Genomic DNA, 14945 nt, shown 5'->3' with positions numbered 1-14945 from the left:
CTCCCTTTCTTGCAAGCCTTGTTTTTGAAGAGAAAGTAAGGCCCTTCGACAAGCTCAGGACGAACGGAGGTCGGGGAAACTCGACCGTCGACCTTTTGCCCACGCTCATCAGAAATCCAGTTCCGCGCGCCAGCCGACGACGTCGACGCCATAGTCGCTTCGGCCACCGGCCAGGATCGCCGCGTCGGTATAGTCCAGATGCGCATAGTTGATGTTGAAGCGCAGATATTCGACAGGCGTCCAGACCAGCGCCGCGATGATCCCGTTCTGCGTGCCGCCGACGATATCCTTGTCGTTGAGGCTGAGATAATCGTAGCGCAACGTCGCCTGCAACGCCCCCCAACCACCGCTGCCCACCGGGCTGTCGGGTTTCACGATACCGAAAATTCCGTTCTTGTAACCGCGGCTTTCGCCGGTCAGCACATAGCCGACCTCGCCATAGCCACCGAAGAAGGTCGGATCGGCAAGACCCGGCCGCGACACGCGCAACCAGTGCGCCTCGCCCGCCCACCAGAGCGGGCCGCGTTCACCGGCGAACTCCAGCCCATAATGGCTCTCGCCATCGGCCGCGATTTCCGGCGTCGCCAGGAAGCGACTGTTGGCGCTGTGGAGATAGGCGCGCTGGCGGTAGCGCTGGGGATTTTCGCTCAACCGCTGGAAGTCGCGCCAATGGCCCGATGCGGCGAAATGCAGTTGGGTCTTGCCGAGCCTGGGCGCCAGCACGATACGGCCGTCGACACCATAGCTGTTATTCTCATCGCCGCCGTCGGCGCCATCCGAATCGTTGGTCAGCGAATCGGCGCTGTCGGAGAAGATACCTGCCTGCGCCAGTACAATACCGGTGCGATATTGAGCGGACAGGCCCAGCCGCCGTTCGAAACCAAAAGCATCGGTGAAGGCCGCGCGCTCCATCACCGCGCCGCCAGTATCGCTGATCAGTTCGTCCAGCGACTGGAAGGCATTATGGTTGCCGAGGGTGATAAGCCATGGCCCCTTCTCATAAGTGATGAAGGTGTCGACCAGATCGACGCTGTTATCCGACAATTCCAGTTCCAGCTTGTAGCCGAAGCCGCCGCCCAACTGGCCTTCTCCGCCCAGACGCAGGCGGCGCAGTTCGTTGGAATAGCCCTTGGCGCGATCATCGACGCTGTCGGGCGCCATCAGCAGGCCAGCATCATATTGGATGCGCCCCTTCACATGGAAGCTGGCTGCGCCCTTGGTGAAGACCGGCCCGCCCTTCCAACTGACGGCGGTGTCGGATGCCGGCTTGGCCTGCGCCACCTGCACGGCCTTGTCAGTTGTCGTCGGCATCGGTGCGGGAGGCGGGGCCGGCGCGGCGGCCTGCGGCGCGACCGGCGCACTGTTCAGCCGCGCTTCCAGCCGGTCGACCTGCGCCTTGAGCGCAGCGACCTGCGCGCGCAGCGCCGCCGCCTCCGCTTCGCTGATCGCCTGGGCAGCGGCAGGCATGGGCAGCATCAGCAACGCCAGCGCGGTGCCGGCTGCCAGTCGAATGCGGGGCATTGTCGGATTCCCTTTCATATCGGCGACGCCGGTATGAATTTTTTGTTACAAACAGACGTATTATAGATGTCAGTTTCGTGACATCGTCGCTTGTCACGATCCTTGTTGGCGGCAACGCGATGAGCGGCTAGTCGTTGAGCAGACATGGGCGCCTTTTCCCTTCTTCATCGCCATTACCGGCACGGTCTGTCGGCAGGCGCACTCCTGCTCGGTGCCATGCTGGGTGGCTGCTCGGGCGAGGGCAGCGGGCCGGTGGTCGTGAGTGTAGTCGGCGATCGCGACGATTTTGCGAAACCGCTCCAGAACCTCCCCGACCCCGCTGCCAAGCTGATGCTGGAAAGCACGGCGCAGGGGCTGGTCGCCTTCGACGCCAGCGGCGACATCGTCCCCGCCCTGGCCCAGCGCTGGATCGTCGAGGATGACGGGCGCAGCTATATCTTCCGTTTACGCCGGGCTTTCTGGGCCGATGGCACGCGCGTTACCGCACCGGACGTTGCACGCATCCTGATGTCGCGCATCGTCTCGCTGCGCCGGCTCGATCCCGACGGGCCGCTGGACGTGGTGCAGACGGTCGTGCCGATGACCGGCGAGGTGATCGAGATCAAGCTCGCGGCGGCGCGCCCCTTCGTCCTCCAGATGCTGGCGCAACCGCAGATGGGCGTCCTGTCGCGCGATGGCGGAACCGGACCCTATCGCCGCGCCCAGCGGGACAAGGCGTCGCTGCTGACCCCGATCGACCGGTCGAGCGGCGACGATGTATCGGCGGAAGAACCCGTGCCCCCTTCCCAGCTCCGGGTGCTGCGGAGCGAGCGCGCGGCGCTGGCGATCATCCGATTTCGCGAGGGGCAGTCGGCGCTGATGCTGGGCGGACGCTTCACCGATCTGCCGCTGCTGGTGCGCGCAGGAATCGACCGCGACGCCGTGCGCGTCGATCCGGTGCAGGGTCTGCTCGGCCTGATCGTGGTGGGCGAAGGCAAGCTGCTCGACGACGACAATGTCCGCGCCGCGATCAACATGACGATCGACCGGGGCCAGTTGCCGGCCCTTTTCCCGCTGGGCGGGTGGGCCACCACCGAACAGATCGTGCCGTCGCAGCTCGACCTTGGCCGCAATCCGACGCCGCCCGCCTGGGCCGGCCTCTCGATGGAGGAGCGCCGCGCCCAGGCCAGCGCCACCATCACCCGCTGGCGCGCCGACAATGGCGCTCCCCCAACGCTGCGCATCGCGCTGCCCAACGGGCCGGGCGCCACGCTGCTGTTCACCATGCTGCGACGCGACCTTGCCGCTATCGGCCTCGACACCCGGCGCGTCGACATGCGCGCCGACGCAGACCTGCGGCTGGTCGATGAGGTTGCCCCCTATGACAGCGCGCTCTGGTATCTCGGCCGGGTCGGCTGCGCCCGCAAGATCCGATGCAACGACGCGGCCGACGCCCAGTTACAGGCCGCCAGCCTGGCCAGCACCGGCGAGGAGCGCGCAGCACGCATCGCCGAGGCCGAAGCGCTGATGCAGGCGGAAAATGGCTATATCGCGCTGGGCGCACCGGTCCGCTGGTCGCTGGCATCGAAGCGGCTTACCGGCTTCATGGCGTCACCCCGCGCGCGCCACCCATTGAACCATCTCTTCCGCCGCCCCAACTAAGGGGCAAGGAGACTAGAGACGATGGCGCTTTCGCAGGACCAGTTTGATCGCGTGGTGCGGGACATGCCCGGTTTCGGCCGCGACCCCAACTCGATCCGGCGCCGAGTCGAAGCGATGGAGGCGGTGCTGGAGGGACTATTCGTCATTCCCGGCACCAACCGCCGCGTCGGGCTGGACAGCCTCGTCGGCCTGATCCCGGTGGTCGGCGACATCGCCACCGCCGCTATGGGCGCCTGGATCGTCTGGGAAGCCCGGAACCTCGGCATGTCGAAATGGCAGCTGACCCGCATGGCCGCCAATGTCGGCGTCGATACCGTGATCGGGGCCGTTCCCTTCGCAGGCGACATTTTCGACTTTCTCTACAAGTCGAACACCAAGAATCTGCGCATCATCCGCAAGCATCTTGACCGCCACCATCCTTCGACGGTGACGATCGACGGGTAAGCGCGAGTCCTCAGCGCGTGCCGTTGGCCGGCGGCTGTGCGTTGGGATCAAGGTTCAGGAAAAGCCCCGGCTCGCGCTGCGGCGTCGGCGTCCGGGCGGGACGGCGCGGATTGGGGATGTTCGGACCCGGCTCGATCCGCAGATAGGCGCTGTCGGGCGCGCCGCCCTGATGCGCGGGGCAGCGGGTGAACTCCAGCGCCCGGTCCATGCAGAGCCACACTTCGCTCAGCCAGTTGCCGCGCGTGGTGGTGACGCGCATCATGTCGGCCGTCAGCCCCTTGTTGGCGCGGGCGAAGGCTTCGGCGAACTGTCCCACCGTCAGCGTCTTGCGCCGCGCCAGCGCCCCCATGTCAGGGTAGCGCAACGACTGGTAGAAGGCGCGCGACAGGTTGAAATAGAGTTCCGGCTTGGTCGTCATGCAGGTGCCATGTTTCGACCATTCATGCTGGATCAGCTGCGGCGAGGGTGTGTTGCAGAGATTCTGACGGATCACCTCGCGCGGTACCAGGTCGGCCGGACGGCAATATTGCGGCCATTCCTTGCCATAGCCGTCGGGCCACAGGCCATGCAGGGTGAAGCCGAACTTGCCCGTCCTGCCCCCGCACTGAAGGCTGCTGCGGGCCCGCGCGGTCGAGCAATATTGCGGCGACCAGCTGATCGCCAGCGTGTAGCTGCCGATCGGCAGGACGCGCCTGGGTTCCTTGTCGGTCGGCCCTTCCAGCTGGGGCCGGGCGATCTGGGCGGGCATGTGGCACTGCGCGGACTGGGCCAACGCCACGCCGGGCGCGACGATCAGGGCCAGAACGAAGGCTGGGGCGACGAGAGCTTTAAGCATAAGCGAAATCCAGTCCGATGTCGGCGGCGGGGGCCGATTGGGTGAGGCGTCCGACGCTGATATAGGTGACGCCGGTTTCGGCCTTGGCGCGGATCGTGTCCAGCGTGACCCCGCCCGACGATTCGGTCGGTACGCGCCCGCCGATCAGCGTGACCGCGCCGCGCAGGGTCGGCGCATCCATATTGTCGAGCAGCAAATGGGTCGCGCCAGCGGCCAGCGCGGGTTCGATCTGATCGATCCGGTCGACCTCGACGATGATGCGCTCCACGCCTGCGGCCACAGCGCGGCGCACCGCTTCCTCGACCGTTCCTGCGACGGCAACATGATTGTCCTTGATCATCGCGGCGTCCCACAGGCCCATACGATGATTAGTCGCGCCGCCCATGCGGGTCGCATATTTTTCCAGCACCCGCAGGCCGGGAATCGTCTTGCGCGTGTCGAGCAAAGTTGCGCCGGTGCCCAGGATCGCATCGACATAAGCGCGCGTCATGGTAGCGATGCCAGTCAGGTGCTGGACGGTGTTGAGCGCCGACCGTTCCGCCGTCAGCATCGCCCGCGCCTTGCCGCGGATGCGCATCAGGTCGGTGCCCGCCGCGACCCGATCGCCATCCTGATGCAGCAGCTCGATCTCCACATCGGGGTCGAGTGCGCGGAAGAAGGCGACAGCGATCGGCAGGCCGGCCAGCGTCACTGCATCGCGGCTGTCCATCACGCCGTCGAACATGGCGTCGGCAGGGATCACCGCTTCGCTGGTGACATCGCAGCCGTCGGGGCCAAGATCTTCGGCGAGGGTGGCCGCCACAAAGGCATCGAGGTCGAAGCCGGACAGCGAGGATATCTGAGAATCACGGGTCATCGCACGGGGATGTGGCACAGTCGCGTGACGGTTGACACCCCCTCGATTGCTATATAGCCAAATGACTATATAGATGGAGAGCGATATTGTGACTGCAGAGCAGTTGGACCGCATTTTTGGCGCTCTGGCCGACCCGACCCGCCGCGCCATGCTGGCGCAGCTGGCGCATGGCGAATCGACGGTGAACGCGCTCGTCGAACCGTCCGGCCTCAGCCAGCCGACGGTGTCCAAACATCTGAAGATATTGGAACAGGCCGGCCTCGTGTCACGCGGCCGCGCGGCGCAGACCCGCCCTGTCCGGCTGGAGGCCGCACCGCTGGAGGCCGCCGCCCGGTGGATCGACCATTACAAGGCGTTCTGGACCACAAGCTATGACCGTCTCGATACGTATCTACAGGATCTGAAAGGAGAGGATATATGAGCGAAGAACCCGAAAATGTCCGCGCCATCACCATCAGCCGCCTGATTGACGCGCCCGCGCATCTGGTCTTCGCGGCCCATGCCGACCCGGTGCATGTGAAGCGCTGGTTCGGCCCGGTCGGCTGGCCGCTCAGCACATGCGAGATGGATTTCCGCGTCGGTGGCCGCTTCCATTTCCAGATGACCAGCGATGCTGGCGAACTCGGACCACCCTTTGGCGGCACCTATGTGGAAATCGTGCCGAACCTGCGCATCCGCTACGACAACAGCTTCGAAGCGCTTGGATCGCCGGTCATGGTGACGACCCTGAGCTTCGACGAGGATGCGGAGGGGCGCACGCTGCTGACCCATCATACCGCCTTCGAAAGCCAGGCGGTGCGCGACGAATATCGCGGCCTGGGCTTTACGGAAGGCACCGAATCCAGCCTCGACCTGCTGGCGGACGAGGTGCGTGAGATGGTGGCGGAAATGGGAGGGGGCTGATGGCCGCCGGAGCATCTTGAACTAAGCATTCAACAAAAAGCCGTTCGGGCTGAGCCTGCCGAAGCCCTTCTCTCTTTTTCAAGAAGAAGGCCCTTCGACAAGCTCAGGGCGAACGGAGGCGGGTTAGCTCGCCTCAACGCGCGCCGACATCCCCCTGACCCACGGTCCCGCTCGCCATTTCGAGCATCCTGTCGAGGCTCTTCTTGGCGGCGATGCGCAGCGTCTCGTCCATTTCGATGCGGGGCTGGAGGTCGCGGAGCGACAGGTACAGCTTCTCCATCGTGTTGAGCGCCATATAGGGGCAGATGTTGCAGTTGCAGTTGCCATCCGCACCCGGCGCGCCGATGAAATTCTTGTCCGGCACGCTTTTTTGCATCTGGTGGATGATGTGCGGTTCGGTCGCGACGATCAGCGTATCGCCGGGCATGGTCTTTGCGAAGTCGAGGATGCCGCTGGTCGATCCGACATAGTCGGCATGGTCGACGATATAGGGCGGGCATTCCGGGTGCGCAGCGACCGGAGCGTCAGGATGCTGGGCCTTGAGCTTCAGCAACTCGGTTTCGCTGAACGCCTCATGCACGATGCACACGCCCGGCCACAGCAGCATGTCGCGGCCCAGCTTGCGCTTCAGATAGCCGCCCAGATGCTTGTCGGGGCCGAAGATGATCTTCTGCTCCTTGGGAATCTGCGCGAGAATCTTCTCGGCGGAAGACGACGTCACGATGATGTCGCTGAGTGCCTTCACCTCTGCCGAACAGTTGATGTAGCTGAGCGCGATATGATCGGGATGCGCCTCGCGGAACGCCTTGAACTGGGCGGGCGGGCAGCTGTCTTCCAGGCTGCAACCGGCGTCCATGTCCGGCAGCACGACGATCTTTTCGGGCGACAGGATCTTGGCCGTCTCCGCCATGAAGCGCACGCCGCAAAAGGCGATGACGTCGGCATCCGTCTCCGCCGCCTTGCGCGACAGCTCGAGGCTGTCGCCGACGAAATCGGACAAGTCCTGAATCTCGGGCGACTGATAATAATGGCCGAGGATGACGGCGTTGCGCTCCTTGCGAAGGCGGTCGATTTCCGCGCGCAGGTCAGTACCCTGCGGAATCCCGGTGAAAGCGTTCATACCCTGTAACTCCTCGGTCCCATTGCTGGCCCTTTGCCCGCGCCCTAGCGCTGCTGCCGCTTGTTGGCCAGTACCTCATTGATCGGCGTCGTGACGTCCCAGCGCTCCCGCCTGTCGTCCTTGCGTTCCGGCGGGAAGGTGACGAGCACGCGCACGTCGCCATAGCCCATGGCGCCGAGCGGCGCGGCCATGATCTTCGCGATCGCCGCACGACCATATTCGCGCGCCTGCGCCATGCGCTCGGGGGAGCGCGCGGAGGCTTCGGCGCGGGCCTGCGCATGGACCGATGTGCGACGGCTCAGCTCCTCGCCCGCCTCGCGCGTCACGAACAGGCCGCTGGTGCGGACCAAAGTGCGCTGCGCCTCGTCCAGATTGGGCTTGCCCGACGTCACGTCGGGAGCGTTGACGATTAGAGTGCGGCTCTTCTCGTCCCACTCCAGATCGCGCGCCGTCAGTCCGCCCAGATCGACGAAATAATCGACCGAATAGGGCATCTTCACCACCTGATCGGATTTCAGCCAGCCAAAGCCGCGCACATCGCGCGCCGTACTCTGGATCGTGCCGTTCAGTTGCGACACGCGCAGGCTGGCCGAGCCTGAGATCTTCTCCGCGATGATGTTCGTCACCGCCGAGCCGTCATCCTCGACCGCGACCACATAGTCGCGATTATAGCGTTGCCAGCCGACCAGAATCGCCGCGCCGGCCAGCAGAATCAGCAGCGCCAGCGCGACCGGCCCGCCATAGCGTTTCAGCGTATCTGCCATCGCCCGTCCCCGGTGGGCGCGGCAAGGCCACGCCCGTCCAGATCGATCAGGTGAGCCAGCACTGATCGGCCCGCCGCGCCATAGAGGCGCGGATCGACGCCCTTGTACATATCCGCCACCATGTCCGGGATGGCGCTCTCGCCATTACGTTCCAGAAAGCGGAGAATCTGCCCCTCGCGCTGCTTGCGATGGCCCATCATGCCGCGCACCAGCCGCTGCGGCATCTCGATCGGATCGCCATGCGCCGGATAGTAGATCGCATCGGCGCGATCGAGCAGCCGCTGCATCGATCGCATATAGGCGGACATGTCACCGTCGGGCGGCGAAATGACGCTGGTCGACCAGCCCATCACATGATCGCCGGTGAAGAGGACATTCTCCTCCAGCAGCGCGAAGCAGAGATGGTTCGACGTATGGCCCGGCGTCGCCACCGCCTCCAGCGTCCAGCCCTGCCCCGTCACCCGCTCGCCATCGGTCAGGATGCGATCGGGGCGATAATCGGCATCGAAGGCCGCATCGGCGCGCGGCCCGTCATCGTCCAGCGTCAGCGGCGCACAGCCAATCACCGGCGCGCCGGTCGCCTGCGCCAGCGGGCGGGCGGCAGGGCTATGGTCGCGATGGGTATGGGTGCAAAGGATAGCCACCACCGGACGGCCCGCGATCGCCGCGATCAGCGCGGCCAGATGATCCGCATCGTCCGGGCCGGGATCGATGATCGCGACAGCTTGTGCCCCCACCACATAGGTCTGCGTGCCCGTGTAGGTGAAAGGCGACGGATTGGGCGCCAGCACGCGAGCCACCAGAGGGCTGAGCGGCATCAGGAGTCCGGTCGGCAGTTCGGCCGGATCGAAAGGGGTAGCCATGCGTCCCATGTGCCCATTTCCGCGCGGATTTCAAGGGCGCGCGGTGCCGGGCAAAACAGCGTCAGATCGCTGCGATCACCATGCCCCCCAGCATCGTCGGCAGCAACCCGACAGCCAGCACAACCCATGCGGTCCAGCGCTGACGCGTCCACAGCGGTGCAAGGGCAGCCGATGCCGCCAGCGCGATCCCCGGCCAGAGGACGTTATAATAGCGGACCTGCATGATGGTCAGGTCGCCCAGCGCCTGGAAACTCCGCCAGCCGAACAGGAAATGTGCCCCGAACAGAAGGGCCAGACCGACGGCATAGGCCAGACCGATCGACCGGAGCGCTGGCCGGCGCAGTCCGATGGCGGCCAGGACCAGCGGCAGGCACAGGGTCAGTAAGGCGAGAGGGAACGGATAGATGCCCTCCGCCGCCGGCCATTTCAGCACCAGCGCTCTCAGGAAAAAGCCTGCGAAACCGGCCAGATCATAATGCGCGCGCCGGTCGAGCGGGACACGCCATATATCCGCGTTGACCCAAATTAGATGGCCGGTGCGCAGCCAGGTCACAACATAGGGCAACAGGCCGATCAGAATGCCGAACGCAGCGAGCAGGATCATCCGGTCGGTCAGCCGCCGGTCACCCCGCAGCCATCCCAGCCCCAACCAGGTACCGGCCACTGCGCCGAGCGCGATGAAGGCGGTCAGCTTCGTCCAGCCGGCAATCGCCAGAGCCGCCATGATCCACCAGCCAGCGCCGGGCAGGCCCACCATCCCGGCAAGCAGCAGGGCGCCGGCGAGTGCCGACAGATTGTCGTTGTTCACCATCCCGCCGACCAAGGCCGCCTTGGGAAAGCATGCGGTGATGATGGCGAAGGGGGTGATCGGCACGGCCTGCTCCACAAAATGGCGGCGCACCGACAGGACTATCAGCGTCAGCGCGCCGGTCGACAGCAGCACATTGACGATGCGAAAGGGCAGGGGGCTGGCCGTGATCGCCATCAGCGGCGCGAGCAGCGCATAATAGAGCGAGGGATGATTGATATAGTTGGGATTGGCGGACCAGCGCGTCAGATCATCCACTTCCAGTTGCCGATAGCTGCTCCATTCAGGGAACAACTGGAAATGTTCGAACTGGCTGCGGATCACCGACAGATGGGGCAGTTCGTCGATCTGGCTGGGAAAGGGAATCGAGAGCGCCACGCCGAGCGTCAGCGTGAAATAGGCAAGCACGACCAGCCAGGTCGAGAAAGGCAGGCCAAGCCAGCCGGACAGCGCCGGTGCGGCGCGTCCAACCATCGGCGCGCTGATACGATCGCGTCGGCTCGGCTGCTCCAGGCGTTTATCTGCTGCGTTTTCCGAGTCAGCGGGCGATTCCACCTGCTTTGAAAACGCACGAATGTGGGAAATCAGCATCAACCTGCTCTGTCGGATCATGTCTTGCCCATCATATGCAGTATGGCGTTGAAAAATCGTTGCGGAACCATCGACGAAGTTCGCACCGCCACATTCCCTTTGCAGCATGTCTGGCCTATCCTGACGCCATGCCTTCCCTTCTTCCCGAACGCTGGCCCGAACGCTGGCGCCAGCATCTCGCCCTCGACCGGCGGCGGTCGGTGCATACGGTGCGGGCCTATGTGGCGACGGCGGAACGGCTGCTCGCGTTCCTGGAAGAGCATCATGGCCGGTCTGCGGACGCGGCCATGCTGGGCGCGATCGAGCAGGCGGACCTGCGCGCCTTTCTCACCCGTCGGCGGATGGACGGGATTGGCAATCTGTCGGCGGCGCGCGAATTGTCGGCGGTGCGCGGCTTCCTGAAGTTCGTCGGCGGCGACGAGGCGCGGGTGCCGCAGCTCAAGGGACCACGGGTCAAGCGTGGCCTGCCCCGCCCCGTCTCCCCAGACGAAGCGGTGGCGCTGGCCGAGGATATTGCCGAAACCGCGCGAGAAGGCTGGATCGGCGCGCGCGACTGGGCGGTGCTGCTGTTGCTTTATGGGGCGGGGCTGCGCATTGGCGAGGCGATGGGGCTGAAGGGCGACATCCTGCCGCTCGGCGACACGCTGCGCGTCACCGGCAAACGCAACAAGATGCGGATCGTGCCGCTGCTGCCGCAGGTCCGGCAGGCGATCGAAACCTATATCGACCAATGCCCTCACCCGGTCTCACGCGATGAGTCATTGTTCCGCGGCGCGCGGGGCGGCCCGCTCTCCCCCGCCCTCATCCGCCGCGCGGTGCAGGGCGCACGCGGACGGTTGGGCCTGTCGGACCGGACCACGCCGCACGCGCTGCGGCACAGTTTCGCGACCCATTTGCTGGGGCGAGGCGCGGACCTGCGATCGCTTCAGGAACTGCTGGGCCATGCCAGCCTGTCGTCGACGCAGATCTACACGCAGGTCGATGCCGCCCACTTGCTGGACATCTACCGCAACGCGCATCCAAGGGCGTAAAGTCAGAGCCTGTGGATTACCGCATTTTGCGAGCAGTCGGCTTTTCCAGCTGACTTCAGAAACCTCTATAGGGTGCAACGCCGCATCGTGCCACGGCGCAGGGTGAACATGTCGGTGCGCGGATCATAGCTGCGATAGCGATCCCGGCAAGCGCGGACATGACGATACCAGTCGCCCCGGTTGGTCCAGTGGCGCGGCGGCTCGGGCGGGTGCTTCCCCCAGCGATCGTCCCAACGGCCATAGCCATTTCCTTCCCGGCCCGCTTCAGGATGGCTGGCGCCGGGGCGATCGGCTTCGGGATGCGGTGCGACCGGCCGATTACCCTCGGGCCGAACGGGCGCGCCGGGGCCTCGCGCCCGTTCGGCGGACGGATGCGGTGCCGGCTGGGCGGACAGCGCGAGTGGCATGGCGGCGATCAGCATCGTCCCCAACAAGGCCGTCAATCGTGCGGACATAGGAACCTCCTGCGCATGGCGAACAACGTTCGCCAAAACCTGACAGACGCGCAAAGGTTCCGGCCCCGAGCCGTCCCGACTCCGCCCGTTCGCTCGCCATATTTTGCATGAGTCGAGGCGCCAGTTCGCAGCGGGTGATGGTGGGGATCAAGATCCCCTTCTGACAGTCAGCCCCGTGGCCGCCAGGTCGCCAGCCGCCAGAGATAGAGGATCACCGCTCCAACCACGAAGATGGTGGCGGCCGGCCCCACATATTGGTCGATGTCGCGGAAATTCTGCCCCAGCACATAGCCGGCATAGGCCAGGATGATGTTCCAGATCAGCGCCCCGCCCGCCGTCCAGAGCAGGAAACGGACATGTCCCATGCGAAACAGACCGGCGGGTAACGAGATCATCGTGCGGAAGGCTGGCATGAAGCGGAAGACGAAAACGACGATCTGGCCATATTTGCCGAACAGATGGTCAAGTGCCTCGACATCGCGCCATTCCAGAGTGGCCCAGCGGCCATAGCGATCCACCAGCGGCTTAAGACGATGAAAGCCCAGCATATGGCCAACCAGATACCAGAAATAATTGCCGATGGTGGTGCCCACGGTGCCCGCCAGCAGCAGCCATTCCATCGCCATTCGCCCCTGCCCGACGCGGATGCCGCCAATGCCCATGATGAGTTCGGACGGGATCGGCGGAAAGACATTTTCGAGGATCATCAGGAAGAAAATCCCCCAATATCCACCCGAGTCGATCAGGCGGAGAACCCAGTCGGTCATCCGGCCTGCCCCATTATCTCGTCATGCCGGCGAAGGCTGGCATCTCTCTTCGCGCGGATGGGGAAAGAAGAAGCGAGATCCCAGCTTTCGCTGGGATGACCAAGGTAGGCCATTGGACTCAAGCCGCCGCTCGCGCCGCCAGCCGCGCGTCGATCGCGTCCCAGATCATGCCGCCGGTATCGCTGCCGTCGAAGGCATCAATCGACACGATGCCGGTGGGGGACGTCACGTTGATCTCCGTCAGCCATTCGCCGCCGATCACGTCGATGCCGACGAACAGCAGGCCACGAGCCTTCAATTCCGGGCCAAGCGCAGCGCAGATTTCGCGTTCCTTCTGCGTCAGTTCGGTCTTGGCCGCCGATCCGCCGACGGCGAGGTTAGAGCGAATCTCGCCCTTGCCGGGGATGCGGTTGACCGCGCCTGCGACCTCGCCATCGACCAGCACGATGCGCTTGTCGCCTTCCGCGACGCCGGGGATGAAGGCCTGAACCATGAAGGGTTCGACCCACGACGCCTTGAACAGTTCCACCAGCGACGACAGGTTCGCGCCGTTGCTGCCGACATGGAACACCGCCACGCCGCCATTGCCGTAGAGCGGCTTCACCACGATCTCACCATGCTCGGCCAGGAAGCTCTTCACCTCGGCGAGGTCGCGGGTGATCATCGTCGGCGGCATGAAGCGCGCATAGTCGAGCACGAACAGCTTTTCGGGCGCGTTGCGGACGCTGGCCGGGTCGTTGACCACCAGCGTTTCCGCCTGCACCCGTTCCAGCAGATGGGTGGCGGTGATGTAGCTGAGGTCGAAGGGCGGATCCTGCCGCATCAGCACGACATCGACGTCGCGACCAAGATCCAGCATTTCCGGCTCGCCAAAGACGAAATGATCGCCATCGACCTTCTGCACCTTCACCGGCCGCGTCTGCGCCAGTACGCGCCCGTCGCGGAAGGTCAGGTCCGGCGCCAGATAATGATAGAGCCTATGCCCCCGCGCCTGCGCTGCCAGCATGATGTGGAAGGTCGAATCGCCCCCGATCTTGATGCTCTCCATCGGATCCATCTGCACAGCGACGGTCAGGGGGTTGAGTTCGGTCATCTAAAAACCTTCCACTAACGGAATATGGAGCGCTGGGCGGCAGTTATCCCCCATGCCAGACATTGGCCAGATGGCGTGGCGGGCGGCCGGGTGCAAGGAGGATGACGTCGATTCGCATGTCGTCGCCCGCTTTTGCAAGATCGTGCCAGAGCAGTTCCGCCGCCGCCGCGACCCGCGCCAAGCGGCGTTCGTCAATGGCGAGGTCCAGTTCCACTGCGCTCGCCCGCGCCTTCACCTCGACGAAGGCGAGCATCGCGCCTCGCCGCGCGACCAGATCGACCTCGCCAGCGGGGGTGCGCATACGGCGGCCGACAATCTGCCAGCCCTTGAGGCGCAGCCACCAGGCGGCGATGCGCTCGGCCTGCCGCCCGCGCTTTTCCGCTGCCAGCTTTGCGCCGACGGGCTTCCTCACCCCTTCAATTCCATCGCCCGGTCGTAGAGCGTGCGGCGGTCGAGGCCGACTTTCTTGGCTACCTCGCCTGCCGCCTTGGACACCGGCAGCCGAGTCATGGCTTCCAGCAGCGCGGCGTCGGCATCCTCAGCGCTGGGCGGCGGCGCTTCGCCGGGCGGGCCGACGATGACGACGATTTCTCCCTTGGGCGGCGCATCGGCATAGCGGGCGGAGAGTTCGCTGAGCGTGCCGGTGGCCGTTTCCTCGAACGCTTTGCTGATTTCGCGGCTGACTGCGGCCTCGCGATCACCCAAATGCGCGGCCATGGCCGACAGGCTTTCCGACAGGCGCGGGCCGCTTTCATAGAAGACCAACGTCGCGCGCAGCGCCGCCACTTCGTCCAGCGTGTCGCCCCGCGCCTTCGCCTTGTTGGGCAGGAAGCCCATGAACAGGAAGCGATCGGTCGGCAGGCCCGACAGCGTCAGCGCCGCGATCGCCGCGCTGGGACCGGGCAGCGTCGTGATCCTGCGCCCTGCCGCGCGCGCGTCCCGTACCAGCTTGTAGCCAGGATCGGAGATGAGAGGCGTTCCCGCGTCCGACAGCAGGGCGACCGATTCGCCCGCCATCCGGTCGACCAGCCGTTGCCGGACGTTTTCCGCACTATGGTCGTGATAGGGAATCATCGGCCGGTCCGATCCGGCATGGCGCAGCAACCGTGCGCTCACCCGTGTATCTTCCACGGCGACCACATCGGCCAGCCGCAGGACTTCGGCCCCGCGCGGCGTAAGGTCTCCGAGGTTGCCGATCGGCCCCGCCACGATATAAAGCCCGGGTTCAAGCCCTGAATTTCGAGTTTCCATAA

The 14945-nt window shown here is 65.1% G+C and carries 17 protein-coding genes; 5 read left to right on the top strand and 12 right to left on the bottom strand.

What is annotated here, in order from left to right; all coding sequences use genetic code 11:
• Positions 1-108 precede the first annotated feature (108 nt).
• A complete protein-coding gene (locus VMR39_RS29375) occupies positions 109-1521 on the bottom strand; it encodes an OprO/OprP family phosphate-selective porin (RefSeq protein ID WP_325421912.1) in 1413 nt (470 codons plus the stop codon).
• A 144-nt stretch (positions 1522-1665) separates the two neighbouring features.
• Between VMR39_RS29375 and VMR39_RS29370 the strand changes: the two genes are divergently transcribed.
• Together VMR39_RS29370 and VMR39_RS29365 are read left to right on the top strand one after the other, a co-directional pair.
• A complete protein-coding gene (locus VMR39_RS29370) occupies positions 1666-3162 on the top strand; it encodes an ABC transporter substrate-binding protein (RefSeq protein ID WP_325421910.1) in 1497 nt (498 codons plus the stop codon).
• 21 nt (positions 3163-3183) lie between these two features.
• A complete protein-coding gene (locus VMR39_RS29365) occupies positions 3184-3606 on the top strand; it encodes a DUF4112 domain-containing protein (protein ID WP_325421908.1) in 423 nt (140 codons plus the stop codon).
• Positions 3607-3616: 10 nt separating this feature from the next.
• Here VMR39_RS29365 and VMR39_RS29360 read toward each other — a convergent pair whose 3' ends face one another.
• Complete coding sequence (locus VMR39_RS29360; protein ID WP_325421906.1) at positions 3617-4441, bottom strand: ribonuclease T2; 825 nt, start codon at positions 4439-4441, stop codon at positions 3617-3619.
• Positions 4434-5297 carry a carboxylating nicotinate-nucleotide diphosphorylase gene (nadC, locus tag VMR39_RS29355; protein ID WP_325421904.1) on the bottom strand — a complete coding sequence of 288 codons (864 nt, stop codon included), beginning with the start codon at positions 5295-5297 and terminating at the stop codon, positions 4434-4436. Before nadC ends, VMR39_RS29360 begins: the two co-directional genes overlap by 8 nt.
• A 73-nt stretch (positions 5298-5370) precedes the next feature.
• On the opposite strand from nadC, the gene VMR39_RS29350 reads away from it, so the two are divergent.
• A complete protein-coding gene (locus VMR39_RS29350; protein WP_325421902.1) occupies positions 5371-5718 on the top strand; it encodes a metalloregulator ArsR/SmtB family transcription factor in 348 nt (115 codons plus the stop codon).
• The gene (locus tag VMR39_RS29345) at positions 5715-6200 is read left to right on the top strand and encodes an SRPBCC domain-containing protein (protein WP_325421900.1); all 486 of its coding nucleotides are present in this window, start codon (positions 5715-5717) and stop codon (positions 6198-6200) included. The genes VMR39_RS29350 and VMR39_RS29345 overlap by 4 nt, the downstream gene beginning before the upstream one ends.
• Before the next feature lie 133 nt (positions 6201-6333).
• Here the strand turns inward: VMR39_RS29345 and nadA are convergent, their stop codons facing one another.
• From nadA to VMR39_RS29325, 4 genes are all read right to left on the bottom strand, one after another.
• On the bottom strand, positions 6334-7320 hold the full coding sequence (gene nadA, locus VMR39_RS29340) for a quinolinate synthase NadA (RefSeq protein ID WP_325421898.1): 987 nt from the start codon (positions 7318-7320) through the stop codon (positions 6334-6336).
• Between the two features lie 44 nt (positions 7321-7364).
• Positions 7365-8084, bottom strand: coding sequence for a DUF4230 domain-containing protein (locus VMR39_RS29335; RefSeq protein ID WP_325421896.1), 720 nt, complete (start codon positions 8082-8084; stop codon positions 7365-7367).
• Positions 8069-8947 carry an MBL fold metallo-hydrolase gene (locus VMR39_RS29330; protein ID WP_325421894.1) on the bottom strand — a complete coding sequence of 293 codons (879 nt, stop codon included), beginning with the start codon at positions 8945-8947 and terminating at the stop codon, positions 8069-8071. The genes VMR39_RS29335 and VMR39_RS29330 overlap by 16 nt, the downstream gene beginning before the upstream one ends.
• 61 nt (positions 8948-9008) lie before the next feature.
• Positions 9009-10229 carry a hypothetical protein gene (locus VMR39_RS29325; protein WP_325421892.1) on the bottom strand — a complete coding sequence of 407 codons (1221 nt, stop codon included), beginning with the start codon at positions 10227-10229 and terminating at the stop codon, positions 9009-9011.
• Between the two features lie 245 nt (positions 10230-10474).
• Between VMR39_RS29325 and VMR39_RS29320 the strand changes: the two genes are divergently transcribed.
• Positions 10475-11377 carry a tyrosine recombinase XerC gene (locus VMR39_RS29320; protein WP_325421890.1) on the top strand — a complete coding sequence of 301 codons (903 nt, stop codon included), beginning with the start codon at positions 10475-10477 and terminating at the stop codon, positions 11375-11377.
• 65 nt (positions 11378-11442) lie between these two features.
• Here VMR39_RS29320 and VMR39_RS29315 read toward each other — a convergent pair whose 3' ends face one another.
• From VMR39_RS29315 to rsmI, 5 genes are all read right to left on the bottom strand, one after another.
• Entirely contained in the window at positions 11443-11832 is a 390-nt protein-coding gene (locus VMR39_RS29315; RefSeq protein WP_325421888.1) for a BA14K family protein, read from the bottom strand.
• A 167-nt stretch (positions 11833-11999) separates the two neighbouring features.
• On the bottom strand, positions 12000-12599 hold the full coding sequence (locus tag VMR39_RS29310) for a DedA family protein (protein ID WP_325421886.1): 600 nt from the start codon (positions 12597-12599) through the stop codon (positions 12000-12002).
• Positions 12600-12717: 118 nt separating this feature from the next.
• On the bottom strand, positions 12718-13692 hold the full coding sequence (gshB, locus tag VMR39_RS29305) for a glutathione synthase (RefSeq protein WP_325421884.1): 975 nt from the start codon (positions 13690-13692) through the stop codon (positions 12718-12720).
• Positions 13693-13735: 43 nt separating this feature from the next.
• Positions 13736-14104, bottom strand: coding sequence for a YraN family protein (locus VMR39_RS29300; RefSeq protein WP_325421882.1), 369 nt, complete (start codon positions 14102-14104; stop codon positions 13736-13738).
• Positions 14101-14943, bottom strand: a complete 843-nt coding sequence (rsmI, locus tag VMR39_RS29295; protein ID WP_325421880.1) for a 16S rRNA (cytidine(1402)-2'-O)-methyltransferase — start codon at positions 14941-14943, stop codon at positions 14101-14103. Before rsmI ends, VMR39_RS29300 begins: the two co-directional genes overlap by 4 nt.
• Between the last annotated feature and the right edge of the window lie 2 nt (positions 14944-14945).

Origin of the sequence: Sphingobium sp., assembly GCF_035511395.1 — a bacterium.
GTDB lineage: Bacteria > Pseudomonadota > Alphaproteobacteria > Sphingomonadales > Sphingomonadaceae > Sphingobium.
The sequence above is the reverse complement of the archived record's forward strand: the minus strand, read 5'-3'. Positions and strand labels throughout refer to the sequence as shown.